Annotated in this window: 16 protein-coding genes; 1 reads left to right on the top strand and 15 read right to left on the bottom strand. The window is 45.9% G+C overall.

The features are described from left to right. Window positions 1–151 precede the first annotated feature (151 nt). From VB077_RS10975 to VB077_RS10930, 10 genes are all read right to left on the bottom strand, one after another. Window positions 152–1,489, bottom strand: coding sequence for a vWA domain-containing protein (locus VB077_RS10975; protein WP_323415281.1), 1,338 nt, complete (start codon window positions 1,487–1,489; stop codon window positions 152–154). A gap of 24 nt (window positions 1,490–1,513) precedes the next feature. Further along, complete coding sequence (locus tag VB077_RS10970; RefSeq protein ID WP_416337052.1) at window positions 1,514–2,413, bottom strand: AAA family ATPase; 900 nt, start codon at window positions 2,411–2,413, stop codon at window positions 1,514–1,516. A gap of 36 nt (window positions 2,414–2,449) precedes the next feature. Beyond that, the gene (locus VB077_RS10965; RefSeq protein ID WP_323415280.1) at window positions 2,450–3,148 is read right to left on the bottom strand and encodes a hypothetical protein; all 699 of its coding nucleotides are present in this window, start codon (window positions 3,146–3,148) and stop codon (window positions 2,450–2,452) included. A 97-nt stretch (window positions 3,149–3,245) separates the two neighbouring features. Next, entirely contained in the window at window positions 3,246–3,911 is a 666-nt protein-coding gene (locus tag VB077_RS10960) for an HD-GYP domain-containing protein (RefSeq protein ID WP_323415279.1), read from the bottom strand. A 44-nt stretch (window positions 3,912–3,955) separates the two neighbouring features. Next, complete coding sequence (locus tag VB077_RS10955) at window positions 3,956–4,714, bottom strand: histidinol-phosphatase HisJ family protein (RefSeq protein ID WP_323415278.1); 759 nt, start codon at window positions 4,712–4,714, stop codon at window positions 3,956–3,958. A gap of 374 nt (window positions 4,715–5,088) precedes the next feature. Beyond that, window positions 5,089–6,408, bottom strand: coding sequence for a metallopeptidase TldD-related protein (locus tag VB077_RS10950; RefSeq protein WP_323415277.1), 1,320 nt, complete (start codon window positions 6,406–6,408; stop codon window positions 5,089–5,091). Further along, entirely contained in the window at window positions 6,405–7,865 is a 1,461-nt protein-coding gene (locus VB077_RS10945) for a TldD/PmbA family protein (protein WP_416337053.1), read from the bottom strand. Before VB077_RS10945 ends, VB077_RS10950 begins: the two co-directional genes overlap by 4 nt. Window positions 7,866–8,098: 233 nt before the next feature. After that, window positions 8,099–8,614 (bottom strand): hypothetical protein, encoded by a 516-nt coding sequence (locus VB077_RS10940; RefSeq protein ID WP_323415275.1) that lies wholly within the window; start codon window positions 8,612–8,614, stop codon window positions 8,099–8,101. Window positions 8,615–8,756: 142 nt separating this feature from the next. Continuing rightward, complete coding sequence (locus VB077_RS10935; protein ID WP_323415274.1) at window positions 8,757–8,921, bottom strand: hypothetical protein; 165 nt, start codon at window positions 8,919–8,921, stop codon at window positions 8,757–8,759. Between the two features lie 283 nt (window positions 8,922–9,204). Continuing rightward, window positions 9,205–9,678, bottom strand: a complete 474-nt coding sequence (locus VB077_RS10930) for a GNAT family N-acetyltransferase (protein WP_323415273.1) — start codon at window positions 9,676–9,678, stop codon at window positions 9,205–9,207. A gap of 111 nt (window positions 9,679–9,789) precedes the next feature. Between VB077_RS10930 and VB077_RS10925 the strand changes: the two genes are divergently transcribed. Then, window positions 9,790–10,707, top strand: a complete 918-nt coding sequence (locus VB077_RS10925; protein WP_323415272.1) for a Na/Pi symporter — start codon at window positions 9,790–9,792, stop codon at window positions 10,705–10,707. Window positions 10,708–10,861: 154 nt separating this feature from the next. On the opposite strand, the gene mobB is transcribed toward VB077_RS10925, so the two are convergent. From mobB to VB077_RS10900, 5 genes are all read right to left on the bottom strand, one after another. Next, window positions 10,862–11,365, bottom strand: coding sequence for a molybdopterin-guanine dinucleotide biosynthesis protein B (gene mobB / locus VB077_RS10920; protein WP_323415271.1), 504 nt, complete (start codon window positions 11,363–11,365; stop codon window positions 10,862–10,864). A gap of 35 nt (window positions 11,366–11,400) precedes the next feature. After that, window positions 11,401–11,718: a hypothetical protein gene (locus VB077_RS10915; RefSeq protein ID WP_323415270.1), complete on the bottom strand. Its 318-nt coding sequence runs from the start codon at window positions 11,716–11,718 to the stop codon at window positions 11,401–11,403. Between the two features lie 118 nt (window positions 11,719–11,836). Next, a complete protein-coding gene (gene glp, locus VB077_RS10910) occupies window positions 11,837–13,054 on the bottom strand; it encodes a gephyrin-like molybdotransferase Glp (protein WP_323415269.1) in 1,218 nt (405 codons plus the stop codon). A 39-nt stretch (window positions 13,055–13,093) separates the two neighbouring features. Continuing rightward, complete coding sequence (locus VB077_RS10905; protein ID WP_323415268.1) at window positions 13,094–15,088, bottom strand: FapA family protein; 1,995 nt, start codon at window positions 15,086–15,088, stop codon at window positions 13,094–13,096. A 120-nt stretch (window positions 15,089–15,208) separates the two neighbouring features. Next, window positions 15,209–16,333, bottom strand: coding sequence for an LCP family protein (locus tag VB077_RS10900; RefSeq protein ID WP_323415267.1), 1,125 nt, complete (start codon window positions 16,331–16,333; stop codon window positions 15,209–15,211). Window positions 16,334–16,688: the final 355 nt, after the last annotated feature.

Here is a 16,688-nt window from a genome sequence, read left to right as displayed (position 1 = left end):
TTCGTGTTCAAAACCACAGGACCGACATTTTTCCAACACCGGTATTACCTCCTAGACATTTGTGCGCTTATGGACTATTGGATTAACATTTCTATTATGCACAATAAAGCCCCGCACTAAACGTCTATCTTGCGATGTTTTACAAAAATGCTTAAAAGTGAGCGTTCATGATGTTTTGCAAATGTTCCAAGGTATAACACTCGACCATGCGGCAGTACGGCTGGAAAAGGGCAACCGTCTTTGTTTCCTCCCAGCGCTTTTGCGGAAGCGTATTCAGCCAAAGAATCTCACGGACCTTTCCGCGAAAATTCTTAAGAAGATGAGCTGCCTTCCCCCCTTCAAGGGTCTGAGTATCACTAAGGATGATCAAAACAGTGCCGCGTGAAAAACACCGGGCATGATTCTCTGCAAGCTCTTCTAAAGCAATCGCTAAATTTGTTCCACCACCCCATTCTTTGCTGACTTCCGGCAGAGCCAATTCCAGCATTTCCTGAAGCGTACGGCCCGGTCGGACTTTGCCTGTCAGCTTGACCAACCGATCGGCAAAGGCAAATGTTTCAATCCCGCTGACAACGGAAGATAAGCCATAGATAAACTGCAGCATAAATTCCGTATATTTCATCATCGAACCGGATAAATCACAAAGCAAAACAAATTTGGGACGGCTCCTGCGTTTAATCCGAAAGTGACGTTTCAGCAGTACCCCTCCAAAGCGAAGATTATCACGAGGGGTATGACGCATATCAACTCCGCCGCGTTTTCCTCTCACTTGGTACCTTCGCGAAGCTTGGGAAGCGAGACGCTGCGAAAGCTTGTGAATCAATTTCATAACTTGCGGCCATTCTTCAGGTGAGATATTCTTCAGGTCTTTGGTCACATATTTAATTTCTTGCTCACGCCAGGCACGTTCAATCTCGGACATAATCCCCCCTTTTCCGGGCGGGGATAACGGGAAATCATTCTCTTCACCCAATTTTTTTCGCCAATACTCGAGTGAACCCCTCATCACTTGTTCAATCATCGGCTGAAAGGAATGATCTACAGGGAGACCATTATGAATGCCCTGCTCTGAGCGGTTTAAGAAATCTTTCAACCGCTCCTGTTCCTTTTCGGGAAGCTGCATATAGACGATCAATTGTTCATCGGTTAAATCGAGTTCCCTGCCTTTAAAGCTCAGCTCCCTGCGGCTTTTGTTAAGTCCCTGATGAAATTGGTCCGCTTTTTCTCTTGCTTCCTTTTGCCAATCCATTTGTCGTTCCGGCGGAGCAAAGAAGACGCGAAACGTTTCTTGGAACCAAGGAATACTTTGCGGCGATTTGACCAACGTTGCCTGCAGAATTCCTTCGGTACGCTCTTTATCCTCTATCCCGAGAACCAGCAAGGCTTGCAGCGCATCTTGGACTTCTGTCATGCTGACAGGAACTCCGCCTTCCCGTAATAAGCCGGCAAACTCCAGAAGATGATGATCCAGTTCGCTCCTCTGCTTCATCTTATTCTTCTCCCTCTTTGCCCATCATACTTTAGTTTCCCAAAGCAAGCGTTCCGCACCCATCTCCTGATAGAAAAGTTCCAAATCCTCCTGACTTTTGAGCAGCAAATTAAGGGTCGCCTCAATCCATGCCGGATCTAATTCTGATTTACCCATCACCAATAGTGCCTTCGCCCAATCCAGCGTTTCTGACACAGAAGGTGTTTTTTGCAGTACTAATTTTTCGCGAAGAATACCCACCGCTTTCGCGACCTGGTAGGCCAGTTTATCGGGAAGCCCCGGGAGTTTTGAGCGCAAAATCCTGACTTCTTTTTCAACTGAAGGAGCTTCGACATTTAAAAAAACACAGCGCCTTTTCAACCCATCGGAAAGTTCCCTTTCGCCATTCGATGTTAAAACAACCAAGGGCCGTTCCAGCGCTTTTATGGTTCCCATCTCCGGGATGGTGACTTGGAACTCCCCTAAAATCTCCAGTAAAAATGCTTCAAATTCACTGTCCGTCTTATCAATCTCATCGATCAGCAAAACGGAGGCTTCCCTGCTCATAAGCCCTTGAAGCAATGGACGCGGCAGTAAATATTCGGGAGAAAACAGATCCTCTTCCTGAAGATTCTCCTTCTGCATTTGAATTCTTAAAAGCTGTCTCTGATAATTCCATTCATAAAGGGCCTTATTTTCATCTAAGCCCTCATAGCACTGCAACCGAATCAACGGGGCTGACATGACCCGGCTTAAAGCCTTGGCTACCTCAGTTTTTCCCACACCCGGAGGACCGACAACCAAAATGGGTTTTTCTAGCCGGATGGCCAGATAAACCGTCAGCGCAATCCGATCTTTCTTTTCGGTGATATACCCGATTTGGGCAAGCGCCTGTTCAAATTCATCCAAAGTCATTTCGATTTTAATATCTACCCCTCCCCACATTCTCTCTTATAGGGGTATCATATCATAAAATGAGTCTCAAGAAAATTCTGAAATATTGATACATCGTTCCAGCACTTCGAAACAGTCTAAACGGCTGAATGCCAGCAAATCATTCCATTGAGCGCGGTCCAATTCCCACGGACTATGAGCTGAAATACGGCTGGCGAAACCGATCGGCCTTCCCCCCAGCAAGCGTTCAGTACGGCGTTGGGCCAAACTCACCACTCCCTCGGCCCGAGCCGTACAGAAGATAGGTTCCAGACAAAGGGCCGGTTTATCCCTGTAGGTTACCTGCAAACTGAATTGGAATAACGGTTCGACCCTGATATGTTCACGATGGATATCTTCCTTAAGCCGTGTCGGGTCAGGGTAAAGTCCCGCCCCCATCTGCCGCCAAAACTTTCTCTCCTTCGCATTCATAATCGGAGCCCGCAGGGCAACAGCGCCCATTTGCCGCGCAAAGCGAGCCACGAAATGGACTAACTCCTTCTCCACCGAACTTTCATAGGATAACCCCAATAGAACAACGAGGCGTTCCGCTGAACTGATGACCAGCTCACCGAACTCCTCGTTTTCTCCCAAAGCAACAGTATAATACCCCGGCAGCATGTGTAATCGGGGATTAATATTTTCTCCCTTTTCAAGGAGAAAAGCGGTCAAAGCGGCTGACCAATCTTCTAAACATCCCTCATTCCATTTATCCGCAGGGTTTAAATTGAGTTCCATCCAAGGCATAGTCTTCCCTCTTTCCGAGCATGGCTAATCTTAGAATTTTCCTTAGTGTGCCAAAATATTGCACCGTCTATGCTCGCAAAAGAAGGCGAATTTAAACCTAGAAATTCTTTAATTCTTCGGTCAGCCACTCATCCGGATTCGAAGGGAGCTGGACCTGGGATAGAAATTCAATAATCGGTTCTCCCCAGTATGGATCAAATTCATAACCCAAAAGCCCCCGGATTTCCTTTAAGGCACTCTCCTTATCCCTGACTTGCACCCGATAACGCTTCACTTCCGTCATTGTCATATACCGGTCAAAGATCCGGATTCCGCGAGCCAGTAAAGGAATAGCCTTTCCCTTGAGTTTATAGGGATAACCCCCGCCCGAGTAATTTTCATGGTGAGCGGCTAAGCCTTTGGCAATTCTCTCCCAGAATCGATTCCCCGTCCTTTGGTAAAAATCAAGAATTGCTCTCTCCGATTCAAGCGGATGCTCAATTTCACAGCGCCAAAACTCCAGCAATTTCTCATTGTCCATGTCACTTAATTGTTCCGTAGAAAAAAGGATTTCCCTTGGCCAGCGCATTTTTCCAATATCATGGAGCAAACCCGCAGCCACCCATTCATTTCGTGTAACCCATGCTTGTTTAGTCATCTGTTTACCCGAAGGAGTATCTGCAAACGCTGACATGAGATAGCCAACCCTTAAACTATGATAATAGGTCACATCATCAACCCAGGCTAAATCCCTGAGTAATTGCTGAATTTCCTTGCCATACATATTTGTTTAGCCCCTCTCCTCCTGTTTCAACTGCTTAGCTATGCTCACAATCCATAGATCAGGTGTTCCTTCTGTTCAAAATGAATCAACCGCTTTACCCCGCAGTTTCGAAGGAATTGCACTCCCTCTTGCAGATCGCGCCCGACATACTGAGCTTCATGAGCATCAGAGCCCAGCGTAAAGTCAATTCCTCGCCTCACCATTTCCCGAATCAATTTTTCCTCAGGGTAAAATTCCCCGACCGGTTTATACCTGCCCGCTGTATTCAGTTCGGCCACTAACCCATTCGCGGCGATAGCTTGCAGCGCCTTATCGGCCAATTCGCGGACATCGGTATGCGGTCTCACCCCGAATAATTTAATCAAATCAAAATGGCCGATCGTTGTAAAAAGTCCGCTGCGAGCTGCCTTTTCCACTAACTCAAAATACGCCAGATAGAGGCGGTCAGGATCTTCGGCCTGATGTCTCTGAATTTGATCCGGATAATCAAACAACCAGCTATTGATCTCATGAACTGATCCAATGACATAATCAAAGGGAAATGTCTGCAAAACGGCCTGAATTTTGACTTCATCCTCAGCCCGATAATCGACTTCCAAGCCGACCCGAACCTTTAAATCCGGATATTCTTCCGCAACCCTGCGGATCAACGGCAAATCTAGGTCCTCTAAATACATATCATGATCGGCAAAGCCGATTTCGTTGAGTCCCGCCCGCCGCGCCGCTTCCAAAAAGTTCCGGACATTTTCTTGATTTGCAAGCCTATCCTGATGCCCTATTAAATGAATATGCAAATCAAACATGATCTATCTCTCCTCAAACTATCTCTTTACCCTACGATGCATGCTGTTAAGTCCGGCAGGGTAAGTGCGACTACCCCGCTATCTCGCTTTGCTCGTTACCGGCCAAGTCTTCTTTACCCTACGATGCACGCTGTTAAGTCCGGCAGGGTAAGTGCGACTAGCCCGCTATCTCGCTTTGCTCGCTACCGGCCAAGTCTTCTTTACCCTACGATGCACGCCGTTAAGTCCGGCAGGGTAAGCGCGACTAGCCCGCTATCTCGCTTTGCTCGCTACCGGCCAAGTCTTCTTTACCCTACGATGCACGCTGTTAAGTCCGGCAGGGTAAGCGCGTCTAGCCCGCTATCTCGCTTTGCTCGCTACCGGCCAAGTCTTCTTTACAGTGTTTGCAGTCCTGTTTTAACAAGGATATAAGGCTTTGTGGATAGCTCAGACTTCGCAAACCGAGTCTCGGGAGATTTCAAATCGTTAAAGAAATTCCCCGAAAGTTTAACATCAGTCTTACCCACAATTTTGCCCTTTTGGATTCTTAAACTTTGCGGAGCGCTTAGGGAGTAATACCCTGCCGCACTATTTTGGGTATGCATTCCGAGAACCGATAAAATCAAGATACCATCTTCAATTTCCTGGAGAACCTCCGGCCATAACCCTTCTTGAGCATGTTTAAGGTATAGCCCTGATGTCCCCAAAGGAAGTGCCGTGGGTCTTGTGCCCCATCGCCGGGCATCCTTGACCCTTAAGATCGGGGTCTTCAAAACTCCGTCTTGAACAAGAACAGTGCGATCGGCCGCAACTCCCTCAGAAGTCACTAAATAAGATCCCAATTCAAAAGGACGGAGAGGATCAATGATTAACGTTAAACCTTCGTTAAAAACGTGTTCCTGCTTTTCAAAATGTTCGACTCGGTAAGCGCTTTGCCCCTCTAAAATACTCTGCCCGATAAAATTAGGAACAATAAATTGCCCTATAAAAGCGTCTGCTACCCCCGGAGAAAAGACCACAGTGGTCTGCGGAGTAACCTGGGCTGCTTCCTGCTGCATTGCTTGATAATACTCCAGAGTCTGCTGCCAGGTCTTTACCCATTCTTCCTCACGGATCAAACGTCTTTTGGCAAACCCTCCTCCGACTATACTATCAAAGGAAAAGGAAAGCGCATATTCCGATTCCTGATACGTAACCGCTAAACCCTTCGAATTGCGGACATGGCGATATCCCCAGGCGGCTTGAATTTCGGCCTGCATTTCAGCCTGCTCGGGGCGATCTTTAAGCAAGCGGCTCAATTGGGCAAAAAGGATTTCATCATCACCCGCCAAAACCTTCTGAACCGCTCGATCTTCTACCGCAACCAAAGGGATGGCCTCCGGGGCCGGAATTTCCCTGCCATCCGGATCTTCATAGGCGGCCTGATACCACTGCCGCAGCTGCTCTTCCCCTGATTGATCATTTCTTTCGGATACGGCTTGAACCCTCGCTTGGCTCAAACGGCCGTCCTCCCAGACAATAAGGACTTCCCCGCTTTCCCTCTGACGATAACCGGGGGGGGTATATACACTCCCCGGTGCATTATCCTTAATTCCTAAGGAGATGAGTTGAGATTCATGCACGACAACTCGCCAGTCACGAATCCTTAGTTTCTGATCGGCCGGGGAAGTTTGGGCTTTATATAAAAGATCTTCGAGATGTGCTATAAGTTTCATCCTTGTTCTCCCCCTAAACTCACCTGTTCATCCTGTTCAAGCAAAAGATAACGATGGCTTCCCCCACTGGAAGGTACCGCCTGACCCGATTTACCGCAGGTACCGATCGCATCGTAACACCCTTGTCCCAGACCGCCGCGAATCGCTTGCAGCGCCGAAATAATTTTCCCGCTGAAAATGCTGGGTTGATAAACGGGTAAGGATGGATCGGCGAGGTCAATCATGCCGTCACACTGGAAAACAAAATCTCCCGTCTTGGGATTAACCTGTCCTCCGCGGTAGCCAAACAGCAAAAGGTGTTTTCCTTCTTCCCTTAATTCTCCTTTTTCTTTAAGGATTTCACGGACTTGCTGAATTTCCTCTTTTAATGTTGATGTTGGTGGAAGGGGAATCTCCTGATCTACGAGGAGACGGATGTTGGTCATTCGTGGAATAGGAATATAACCATAGCTTTCCGCACGACCCGCTCCGGTCACCTCCATTCCGGCTTCTTCAGCCGAGAAGATATCCCCCAAACCAGCTATAAGTACCCCATCTTTAACAATTTCGACGGTTTCCCGTTTTAAACCATTAGCAGAGTATGGCTGATACGCCCAGTCCCCTAAGAGCGGCCCATCGACTATATTTACACCGCTTCGGGCCACTTTCAGACCTTTTCTCAATTTTCCGTTTTCGCCAAGGACCGATTCTTTGATATGATCCGATTCCACGGCATGCCCAAAAGCTTCATGAGCCAACCCCTTAGCCAATCCATAATCAATAACTAACGGATAATGCCCTGAAGGAAGCTGGGGAGCCCGACAAACCTCCTGAGCAAGTTCAGCGCGTTCAAGTGCTTTCTTTTCCAGTATCGCATCTTCTTTTTCCTTAAGCAAGATTTCGACATCCACACCGCTACGATTTACAAGCGTACTTTGAGCTCTGCCATTTTCCCGAACGGTTCCCTGATGCATAAGCACCGCACGTGGAATTACAAAAGATACCCGTGTCCCATCCGAACGTCCGATGCACCAATGATCTTCAACTTGGCGGTAACTCGTCTGCCAAGCAATTTCAGAATTGTGCTTAAGTAAACGTTGATGCAGACCCAGAACAAGCTCTTGTAGTTGGGCCAAAGAAAAGTGTTCAAAGGGATAAACCCGCGGATCAACAGCCTCCTCCACAAGCTGAGGCGTCTTAAATATCATGCGGTTAGACTCCGCCCCGATCTTGGCGTTACGCTCTGCTAAAACAACAGCGCGTTGGATAACCTTCAGCCCCGCCTCAAGGCCAAGAACATCTGAGGATGCAAAACCGGTAACCCCTTCTTCCGTAAAAGCCTGAACCCCAATTCCGCTGTCCCAGCCGCTTGAAACCCGCTCAAACTTTCCATTGCTTAAACGCATTCCCCATTCGCGTTTGGATTCCAGGCGTACAATAATATATTCTAACCCGTTTTCTTTAAAGAGCTGATCCATCAGTTCTCGAAGTTCATCCTTGTTCACAATGTTCCTCCATTTTCCCACATATTGATGTATTGTATTATACCATGCTTAGCCTCGGAAAATAATTCCTCGGGAATTTTATGTATAGTAAAGCCCTCGAGCGGACACAATCTTATTAGTCTCACGTTTTCCAATTTTTTATCCCCACTCCTCTCTTTTACTTCACTTGCGGCGCGTGTATTTAGATACCCGGTCGCAAGCTTTTTTTATTTATGTGATATTAAGAGAATATTACTTACAGGACTATTTTCATCCGATGAGGAATAAAAGGCTATCAGTGTATCACCGAGTTCAAACTCAAGAATGCAGCCCCCGCCTTCTTCATTTTTACCGTTAAAACGCGGCTCCCCTATAACCGCTTTGACCTCCGCAGGGGTTTGTCCGACTTTAGAACCGTATACGTCAATCTCTTTATTCTTAATTTCGATACCGGAAATTATGGTGTCTACTGATGTATAAAAGATAACATCTTTTAAGTTGCTAAACACGAACCCATTATTCTCTATCTTTATTTCACCCCACTCAGTGGGAGCCGATTCTAAAGTTTTTCCCATCCATTCCGGGACAATTGGCGGCTCCTCTTTATCTCCTTGTTCCACGAGAGAATCAGCATTCTGACTTTCTTCCCCTGGTGTGATGGAATCGTTGATTGCGGCTTGGTTTGAGCTGCAGCCACTCATGATCAGGGTGATAAGCAAAATTAAAACAATTTTCTTCAGCACCGATAGCCCCCATTTCCTCTTGTCTCTTTCCGCCTTCACTAATTCCTCTATATGTAAGATATAGCTAATTATACTATGAACCTCACCCGCTGAATCAACATACAGCGAATGAGGTTCATTGCTTATAAATGGGAAAGAGAAATTAGAAGATTACACCTAAAGCAATCAGGATTAAAATAGCAATTGCGATAATCCCTACGCCGACGCCAACTGCCGGACCAACCGGTGCTGCCGGAGTACATACTGGATGACAGCAAGCACCAACGCCTCCACCGAAGCCTCCACCAAAACCACCTAAACCGTACATAACTTTACCTCCCCTTTATATTTTTGTTCTCACTTAGAATACGATTCCCATTGCAATCAGAAGAAGAATAATGACTACAACGATTGCAATTCCCGGTAAAAAATTAGGTCCACAAGCTCCACCAACACCAGCACCAAATGCCATTTGAAATTCCTCCTTTATCTGAAGATACTATAGATTATTCACAGCACTCGTAATTGCCACAATTTGGTAATACATTTTTTTACATTAAAAAACCCTTAACTCCCTATCAAATGGAAGGTTAAGGGTTTTCGAGGTATTTCTAATCTAAAACTTTGACCATTAACTTTCGTTCCTCAGCAAATCCAAGTGATTCATAAAGGTGTAAGGCATAAAGATTATGACTGCTCACCGCCAATCCCAAATAATGAATTCCCTGTTCTTTTGCATATTCTTCAGCAGATTCCATAAGGGTTCGTCCAACACCGTGATGTCGATATTTCGGCGAAACCGCCAAATCCATGACCCAGGCTTGTAAAACCCCGGTTAGCTCCTCACGCGAGGAGGGATAAAGAACCAAATACCCCATGGGTTCTTCCTTGTCCGTTTCCGCTATAAAAACCACTGAATCGGTCTGCTGAATCCACGTCCAGAACCCTTTTAAGGTCTTCTCCCGAAATTTCATCGTATCTTCCATGGACTGCTTGCGCCATGGTGAAATGCTGGAAGGTATCACATCTTTCCCCAACGCATACATAAAGGGCCAGTCCCGAAGGTTTCCTTGCCGAACCCGCATAAAATCACCCCTTGGGATAATCTACGCACAATTCAATCCGCTTGTTCTGCGATTAAAAAAAAATCATATATTGGTAACGATTCAGTTAACGCTTAAAAGGAGAATTAAAATATGTCACTCCTTCTTGCGATGCTTCTCGGACTTTTTTGCTTGCTTTATGGTATGTCGATTCTCCGGCTCGGACTTGAGCGTTTTGCGGCGGATGCTTTCAAACGCGTGCTTGACAAAATGACCCTTACTCCCTGGCGAGGTCTTTGGAGCGGTACGGCCGCGACGGCTTTGCTCCAATCCAGTACTGCCCTTTCCGTGATGACGATTTCCTTCGTTGATGCCGGACTTATTCCCTTTGAAAATGCCTTAGGGCTTATTCTCGGAAGTAATATCGGCACGACAATGACGACACAGCTCCTTGCCTTTTCTCTCGATTCCTTTATACCGTACATTTTGCTTTTGGGATCTCTCGGATTTCTCTTTATTCCCAATCGTTACCGTTACTTAGCCCTCTCCGTTTTCGGGCTGGGGTTATTATTTCTCGCCCTCCATTTATTGAAAACGGGAATGGCCCCCTTAGCCGAAATTCCGATTGTACAAGCATTTTTAATGCAGCTCGGAGATCATCATTTTCAAGGGGTACTTGCGGGAACCTTGCTTTCCGCCCTTTTACACTCCTCGGCAGCTACAACCGGGCTTGTCATGCTTCTTACCGAGGGAGGATATTTAACCCTGCCGACTGCTCTTGCCTTTATCTTTGGTGCCAATATTGGAACTTGTTTTACAGCGGTTATCGCTTCCTTTGTCACAAACCGAGCGGCGCAGCGTGTTGCCCTTTTCCACGTTTTGTTGAACGTCTTTGGCGTCCTTCTGTTCCTGCCCCTCCTTAATCCCCTAGCCTATTTGCTGGAAGGCTTAGGAGGCAGTCTAAGCCGGCAAGTGGCCAATGCTCATACTGTCTTCAATCTGGTATCTTCATTAGTTGTTTTCCCCTTTTTGCCCTTAGCAACCCGGTTCTTAACACGGGTACTAAAGTAAGGATCAGATAATTTATGGTCGTGTAGTATTTCTTCTAAGGTTTTATTTTAGAGTAATCCTTTGTTATAGAGGCGGAAAAATAGGGACCGTTGCTAACGAACTATTAAGTTCGTTTTGCAACAGTCCCTCTATTTTGGACACATCTTCCACTCTTTTATGGCAACTGATATTTCTCCGCCAGGAAATCACAGATACCCACCGCATCATCGAGATCAAAGCAGGGGATTCCGACCTCGAATGAAACATCGCTGGCGATAGCGATCAGCTCTTCCGGTTTATAAAAGAGTTCTTTATGCACCTCTGACCGAAACACCTCAATTTTGGGTTTGTTTCCGTGTTTGTACCCTTCCGTGAAAATGAGGTCAACTTCTGGGAGACGTTCAAGCACTTCATCAAGGCTTTGTTCCAACTCCCGCGTTTCCAAAATCGCCGTCTTATGAGGTGAAGAGATCGCAACTACATCCGCCCCGGCTTGTGTAAAACGCCAGGAATCTTTCCCCGGTTTATCCATGTCAAAATCATGGGCATCATGTTTGACAACCGCAACTCGCCAACCTCGTTTTTTAGCCTCACACACCAGTTTTTCAAGCAATGTTGTTTTTCCCGAGTTGGAATGCCTTGCCACGATCGAAACGACGGGGGGCTGAATTGAATTCATTCTTCATCCACCTCTTCCCCCAATTAATAATTATATTACTTTCCCAATATTTCCTTAATGGCAAGATTTGAAGCATCAAAATTCATGGCATTATCAGACTCTAAAACTTTAAGATCATGGTTTTCCATACACTTTTCACAGGCCAGCATCATGCTTCCCGCTTCATAATTGGCGGCAAGTTTGCCCCCTTCAAAATAGGGTATTTGGTGAATCTCCCAAGCCAAATGCGTCTCTCCGCATACATCACAGCACATCTCCGAACGAAGCAGACTCTTATCCTTACCGGCCACGATCAGTTGAAGCGTGTATTTTTGAATATAATTCTTTTTAAGATCTTCCAAGCTTTTTGCCATAGCTATTCCCCCGTTTTCTGTTATGTGCATTACCACCGGTAACCCATTATACAATATCACAATTAAATCGATAAGGCTATTTCCGCAGGATTATTTGGGGAATTAATGCCGCACGAGGTTAAATATCTCTCACCTCAGAGTGACTCCAGCGGGCAGATAGGATCTCGCCGGCTTGAACAGGTCCATGTCCTCCGGGAACATCGATTAAGAGATCGCTGCCAATCATCGAGCGTAAAATGCCGGACCCTTGCGCATAATTGGGGTCAGCCCAAATTTCGCCGTCGCGTAAAATCGCGCGTGCCCGTAAAAAGCGACGCTGTTTTCCCGATTTGCTAAAACTTCCTGCCATCCTGACGGGAAAGACCTCAACTTCATCCCGTCGTCCCGCCATTTTTTTCAGCGATGGGCGAACAAGAAGTTCGTAAGTAATCATAGCGGCCGCGGGATTTCCGGAAAGTGCAAAATAGAGCTTATTTTCTTTAACCCCAACCGCCACAGGTGTTCCGGGTTTTAAACTCAATTTCCAAAAGAGCAATTCACAACCGATTCCAACTAAAGCCTCGCGGATTAAATCATAATCTCCCACAGAGGCACCGCCCGTTGTCACCACCGCATCCATGTCCTGTAATGATCTTAAGGTATCCATCGTTTCCGGCAGGCGATCCGGAACGAAAGATGCAACTTTTACTTCGCAGCCCGCCTCCAAGAGAAGGCCTTGCAAGGTATGCGTATTACTGTTATAGATCTTTCCCGGTAAAAGCGGCTTTCCCACTTCCATCAGTTCTGAACCCGTAGAAAGAATACCAATACGCGGCTTCCGGTAAACGCTCACCCTTTCCACACCTAAAGCCGCTAATAAGCCAACGGCAGAAGGGGTAAGCACGCTTCCCGGAGTTAAAACGATTTCTCCCTTCTGAATCTCCTCGCCTTGCCGAACTATATTGGCACCGGGTAAAACCGGCCGCTGAATTAGCACCTGATCTTCATGGGCTTCTGTATCCTCAATCCGCACAACGCAGTTTGCCCCCGCCGGAATCGGTGCACCTGTAAAAATCTTCGCACATTCTCCATGGGCTATTTCACGATCGGGGTAGGTACCTGCCGGTATTTCGCTTACTTGTCGAAGCGCAAGTGCGGTAAGATCCGTTGGACTTGCCGCGTAAGCATACCCATCCAACGGTGAACGATCAAAAGGAGGCATGGCTATCGGAGAAGTCACCGATTCAGCCAAAATCCGATAATACGCCTCATTCAGACCAACTTTTTCTGTCCCGGCCGGGCTTATTTTTGCTGAGACAATTTCCCATGCCCGTTCTAACGAAATCATAGTTTCCATCTGCTTATCCCTTTCTTCACCAACAAGTGAATCCTAATATTACGATTCCTTGGGATTCACCTTGAATCGTTCGACCTGAACCATTCCTCTTTCCCGATAGACTTCCAGTTGACGATAGGGTTCCTCGATTTGGATAATTTCCTTATCCACAATGATCATCACATTGGGATGACAATAATTAACCTTCAATCGTTTCGTACCGTTGAACTGAACTGTGGTGATGCTTACTTCGGATCCCCCTAATTCGCCGATTTCAACGTTCCCGCCTGCAATAACTTTGCCGCCGCGGCAAACCCCTTCGATTTTGACATCCCCGCCTGCTTGAACCGTTGAATTGTAAGCTCCTTTATAGCAAATAAAGGAACCCCCGCATTCCACATTCGCTCCTTGAATATATGTAACCGAGCACTCTAATTTTTCCGGAACCTCAACAGAGATATTCAGAACAATCTGTTCTAAAGCCTGATCTACGCGTTGCAGAAGAGGCAATGCCTGGGGATCAAGGGGTCCCAAACCGACCAGAAAACGTTTTGCGGTTCGTATCAAAAGAACGATCTCTTGAGTCAGAATCTCATCCTTCATTTTCAAAACGAACTTTTCAAGATCTGCGGACATTTTAGGGAGATCAGGATACCTTCGCTCAATGACGAGTTTTAAACATTGACCCGTCTTTAAGCGTTCAGCCTCGGGACAACCGAATAATTCCGCTGCTTGCAGTAAACATGGATTGAGCGCTTCGTAAAATTCCTTCAAGCGGCGCAATAACTCTGCGCGAACAACATAACGTACCCCGACAATCAAATGCCCGCCCAAGACATTACGAAGAATTTTAAGTCCCTTTTCAGCACGAATTTCCGCTTTTGAAACCGAACCTTGAATTTCTACCTTTCCCCCGGAAAAGACATGAAATCCGTCCTGGACATTTCCGTTGATAAAAACATCTCTTGGGAACTCGACACTTCCCGTCTCCAAATCCACATCTTGATTAAGAAGATAAATGTTTTCGACCAGATATGTTGTCTCATCGACACGAACGGGGAACCCCGCACAGGAAGCAATAACTTCCAAGCCATCTTCGGAAAGTTGGACATTCTTTTTTAGTTTAAATTGTAAATCCTTAACAGGCAGCGGGGGAATCGGCCGACCCAGGACATCTTTACCGGGCGATCCCTCTTGTCCCGGAATTTTCCGTGCTAAAACCGCACCCTCATCAATAAAATTCCTTTTTGAAGCAAAAAAATCAATACGTTCTTTATTTTCATCATAACCGACTGCGCATTCACCCACAAAATCTTCGAAACGGGTATGGACAGTAGGGGACGGAAGAGTTGCCTCAGCGACAACGACTTCTGCTTCTCCGGTTTCTTTGATGTTGAGTATTTCAGACCAGGCTTCATTGCGGACGCCATGAACAATCTTTAAGCGCACGATATCCGCTTGCAAATGTCCGTTATCCCAGTAAGTCCCTTCCGGAGGGGTGTCCTTCCATATGACGATATCCTCCCATTTTAACCGGGTATCCGCTTGAATAACCTCAGGCAGTTCATAACGCCCCGGTTTCTCATATTTAACCTTGGCAACTGCGCTTAAGCCATTTTGGCGAAGAACAATATCCCAAGTCCTATGTCCTAAATTGTCGCATGGAATAAACTCAATCCTGTCTTCCTCTTTCACCGAAAAAGGCTCCATCTGCAGTTCCCCGTTAAAATAAGTGGCCCCTGCCAACGGATAAGGAATAATTTGCCGAACAGACGGAATTAAGGGAACTAAGTATTTCTTTTCTTCTTCATTCCAAATCGGACGAATTTGGAGGCTTGGCTCATTAACTTCAACCTCCTCACAGGTTAAAAAAGGTGCGTCCGTTGAATCCGTTTGCTTTGCCTTCATACATACTCGGACTTTCCACTGCCGGGAAAGGAATCCCGGCTTATCGAGAACCTCAATATCTAGGTCTTCCGGTTGACAGTCCCATTTTCGGGCGTATTCGTTTCTAATGTTATCTATAGATTTCCCCCGTGTTGTTTCTTCCTTCATTATTAACACCTCATCGAATAACATTCCGCGAATTCCGTTAAAAATTACTTTAATAATTAGTTTAACAACTAAGTTGGAGAATTACCAGACAATTCTATAAATACATTTTTTCTTTCAATGTTAAGCACCGCCATCGGGACCTAAAGGCCAGTGAACCTCAACATTTCCCTCAACATTTCCCGCATCATCTCCACCTGTTATTTCTTCTCTATTATCGGTTTTGTCTTTCCGATAGCCGGAGGATCCTTGTCCGTTCGGATCCAGATCATTGCCCGGGATTTTTGGTAGAGCCGTAATGGTCGAAGAGGGAACCGGTTTTAATAAATCAACCTCATGATCATCAATAACCTTAGCCGTTGTAATCCCCTGCAATAAATCACGCATCACTTTTTTGGCGTCCCGGGGATCAACTTCCCAATAGCTGACGCCCTTAAGATCTAAAAACTTTCCAGGCAGCGTTTGTGAAACAATATCTACATTTTGTAAGCCGATCGCCACTTTCGATATTTTCAGAATATCCGGCAGACTCAGATTGGTCTGGACTGCTTCATTAAGCTGAGGAATTAACCAGGGAAGTTTAGGAAGGGTTGAGATTTGAAGCATTTCTTTGGCAACTGCTTTCAAAACCTCTTGTTGACGGGCTGTCCGTGAAATATCAGCCAGAGCATCATGCCTAAAACGGGCATACTGAAGAGCCTTCGACCCATCTAAACGTTGAACCCCTTTTTTAAGGTTGATATAGCCGTCCGTTTTATCTCCGGTTTCATAGTACATATCTTTTTCAACATCGACCGTAATCCCCCCAAGGGTGTCAATGATCTGTTTAAAACCGCTAAAATTGGTCTCAATATGGCCCGCTACAGGTACCCCTGTTAAATCAGAGACGACCCCTTCGAGGGTTTCCATATCCTCAAGCGCAAAAACCGAGTTTATCTTAATATTGGGATGCCCGGGGATCGAAACCCGAGTATCGCGGGGGATCGAAAGCAGACTGATTCTCTGGTTTGTCGGATCAACACTGGCCAGAATTAATGAATCTGTATTAAACTTCGTATCTCCCTGTCGTTGATCTGCTCCCACCAACAAAACGCTGACAAGCTTCGACGTATCCAGTCCGTCCGAATCCGCCGAAAAAATACCGTTGCCATGCTTAGAAACAGGGAATAATCCTAACTGAAAAGCTCCGAATGCTGTAGCAGCGACGAGTAGGACAATTATAGATAAAAAAGCCTTTTTTCTTCTCACGTGATCAACTCCATGCAACATTCTGCTTAATCCCATTGTACCTATTTTTCTTATCTATTACCAGTTTACCAGAAAAAAGCGTTTTTAAAAATAAAGCTTTTCAGATTTCTTAGATGGTATTTCTCTTTCTAAGATGATAAAGTTGTTAGAAAGTCAAAAAGAGAAAAATATCAAGAATGAAAGGATATTATACACGGGTTTAATTTACCTCGTTTCAGTAGCGTTGCATCAAATTAACTAACAAAAAGTCAAGTCTCTTGTAAGGTTAAATTTCAAAGAAATCTTTCGTAAACGGTCAATATTCCTGATTATTCCTGTCAAGGCAATAAAAAAGTCCTTATAATTAGAGTTAGGG

Source organism: Desulfitobacterium sp. (assembly GCF_034927245.1).
In the GTDB taxonomy this organism is placed as follows: Bacteria; Bacillota; Desulfitobacteriia; order Desulfitobacteriales; family Desulfitobacteriaceae; genus Desulfitobacterium_A.
The sequence above is the reverse complement of the archived record's forward strand: the minus strand, read 5'-3'. Positions and strand labels throughout refer to the sequence as shown.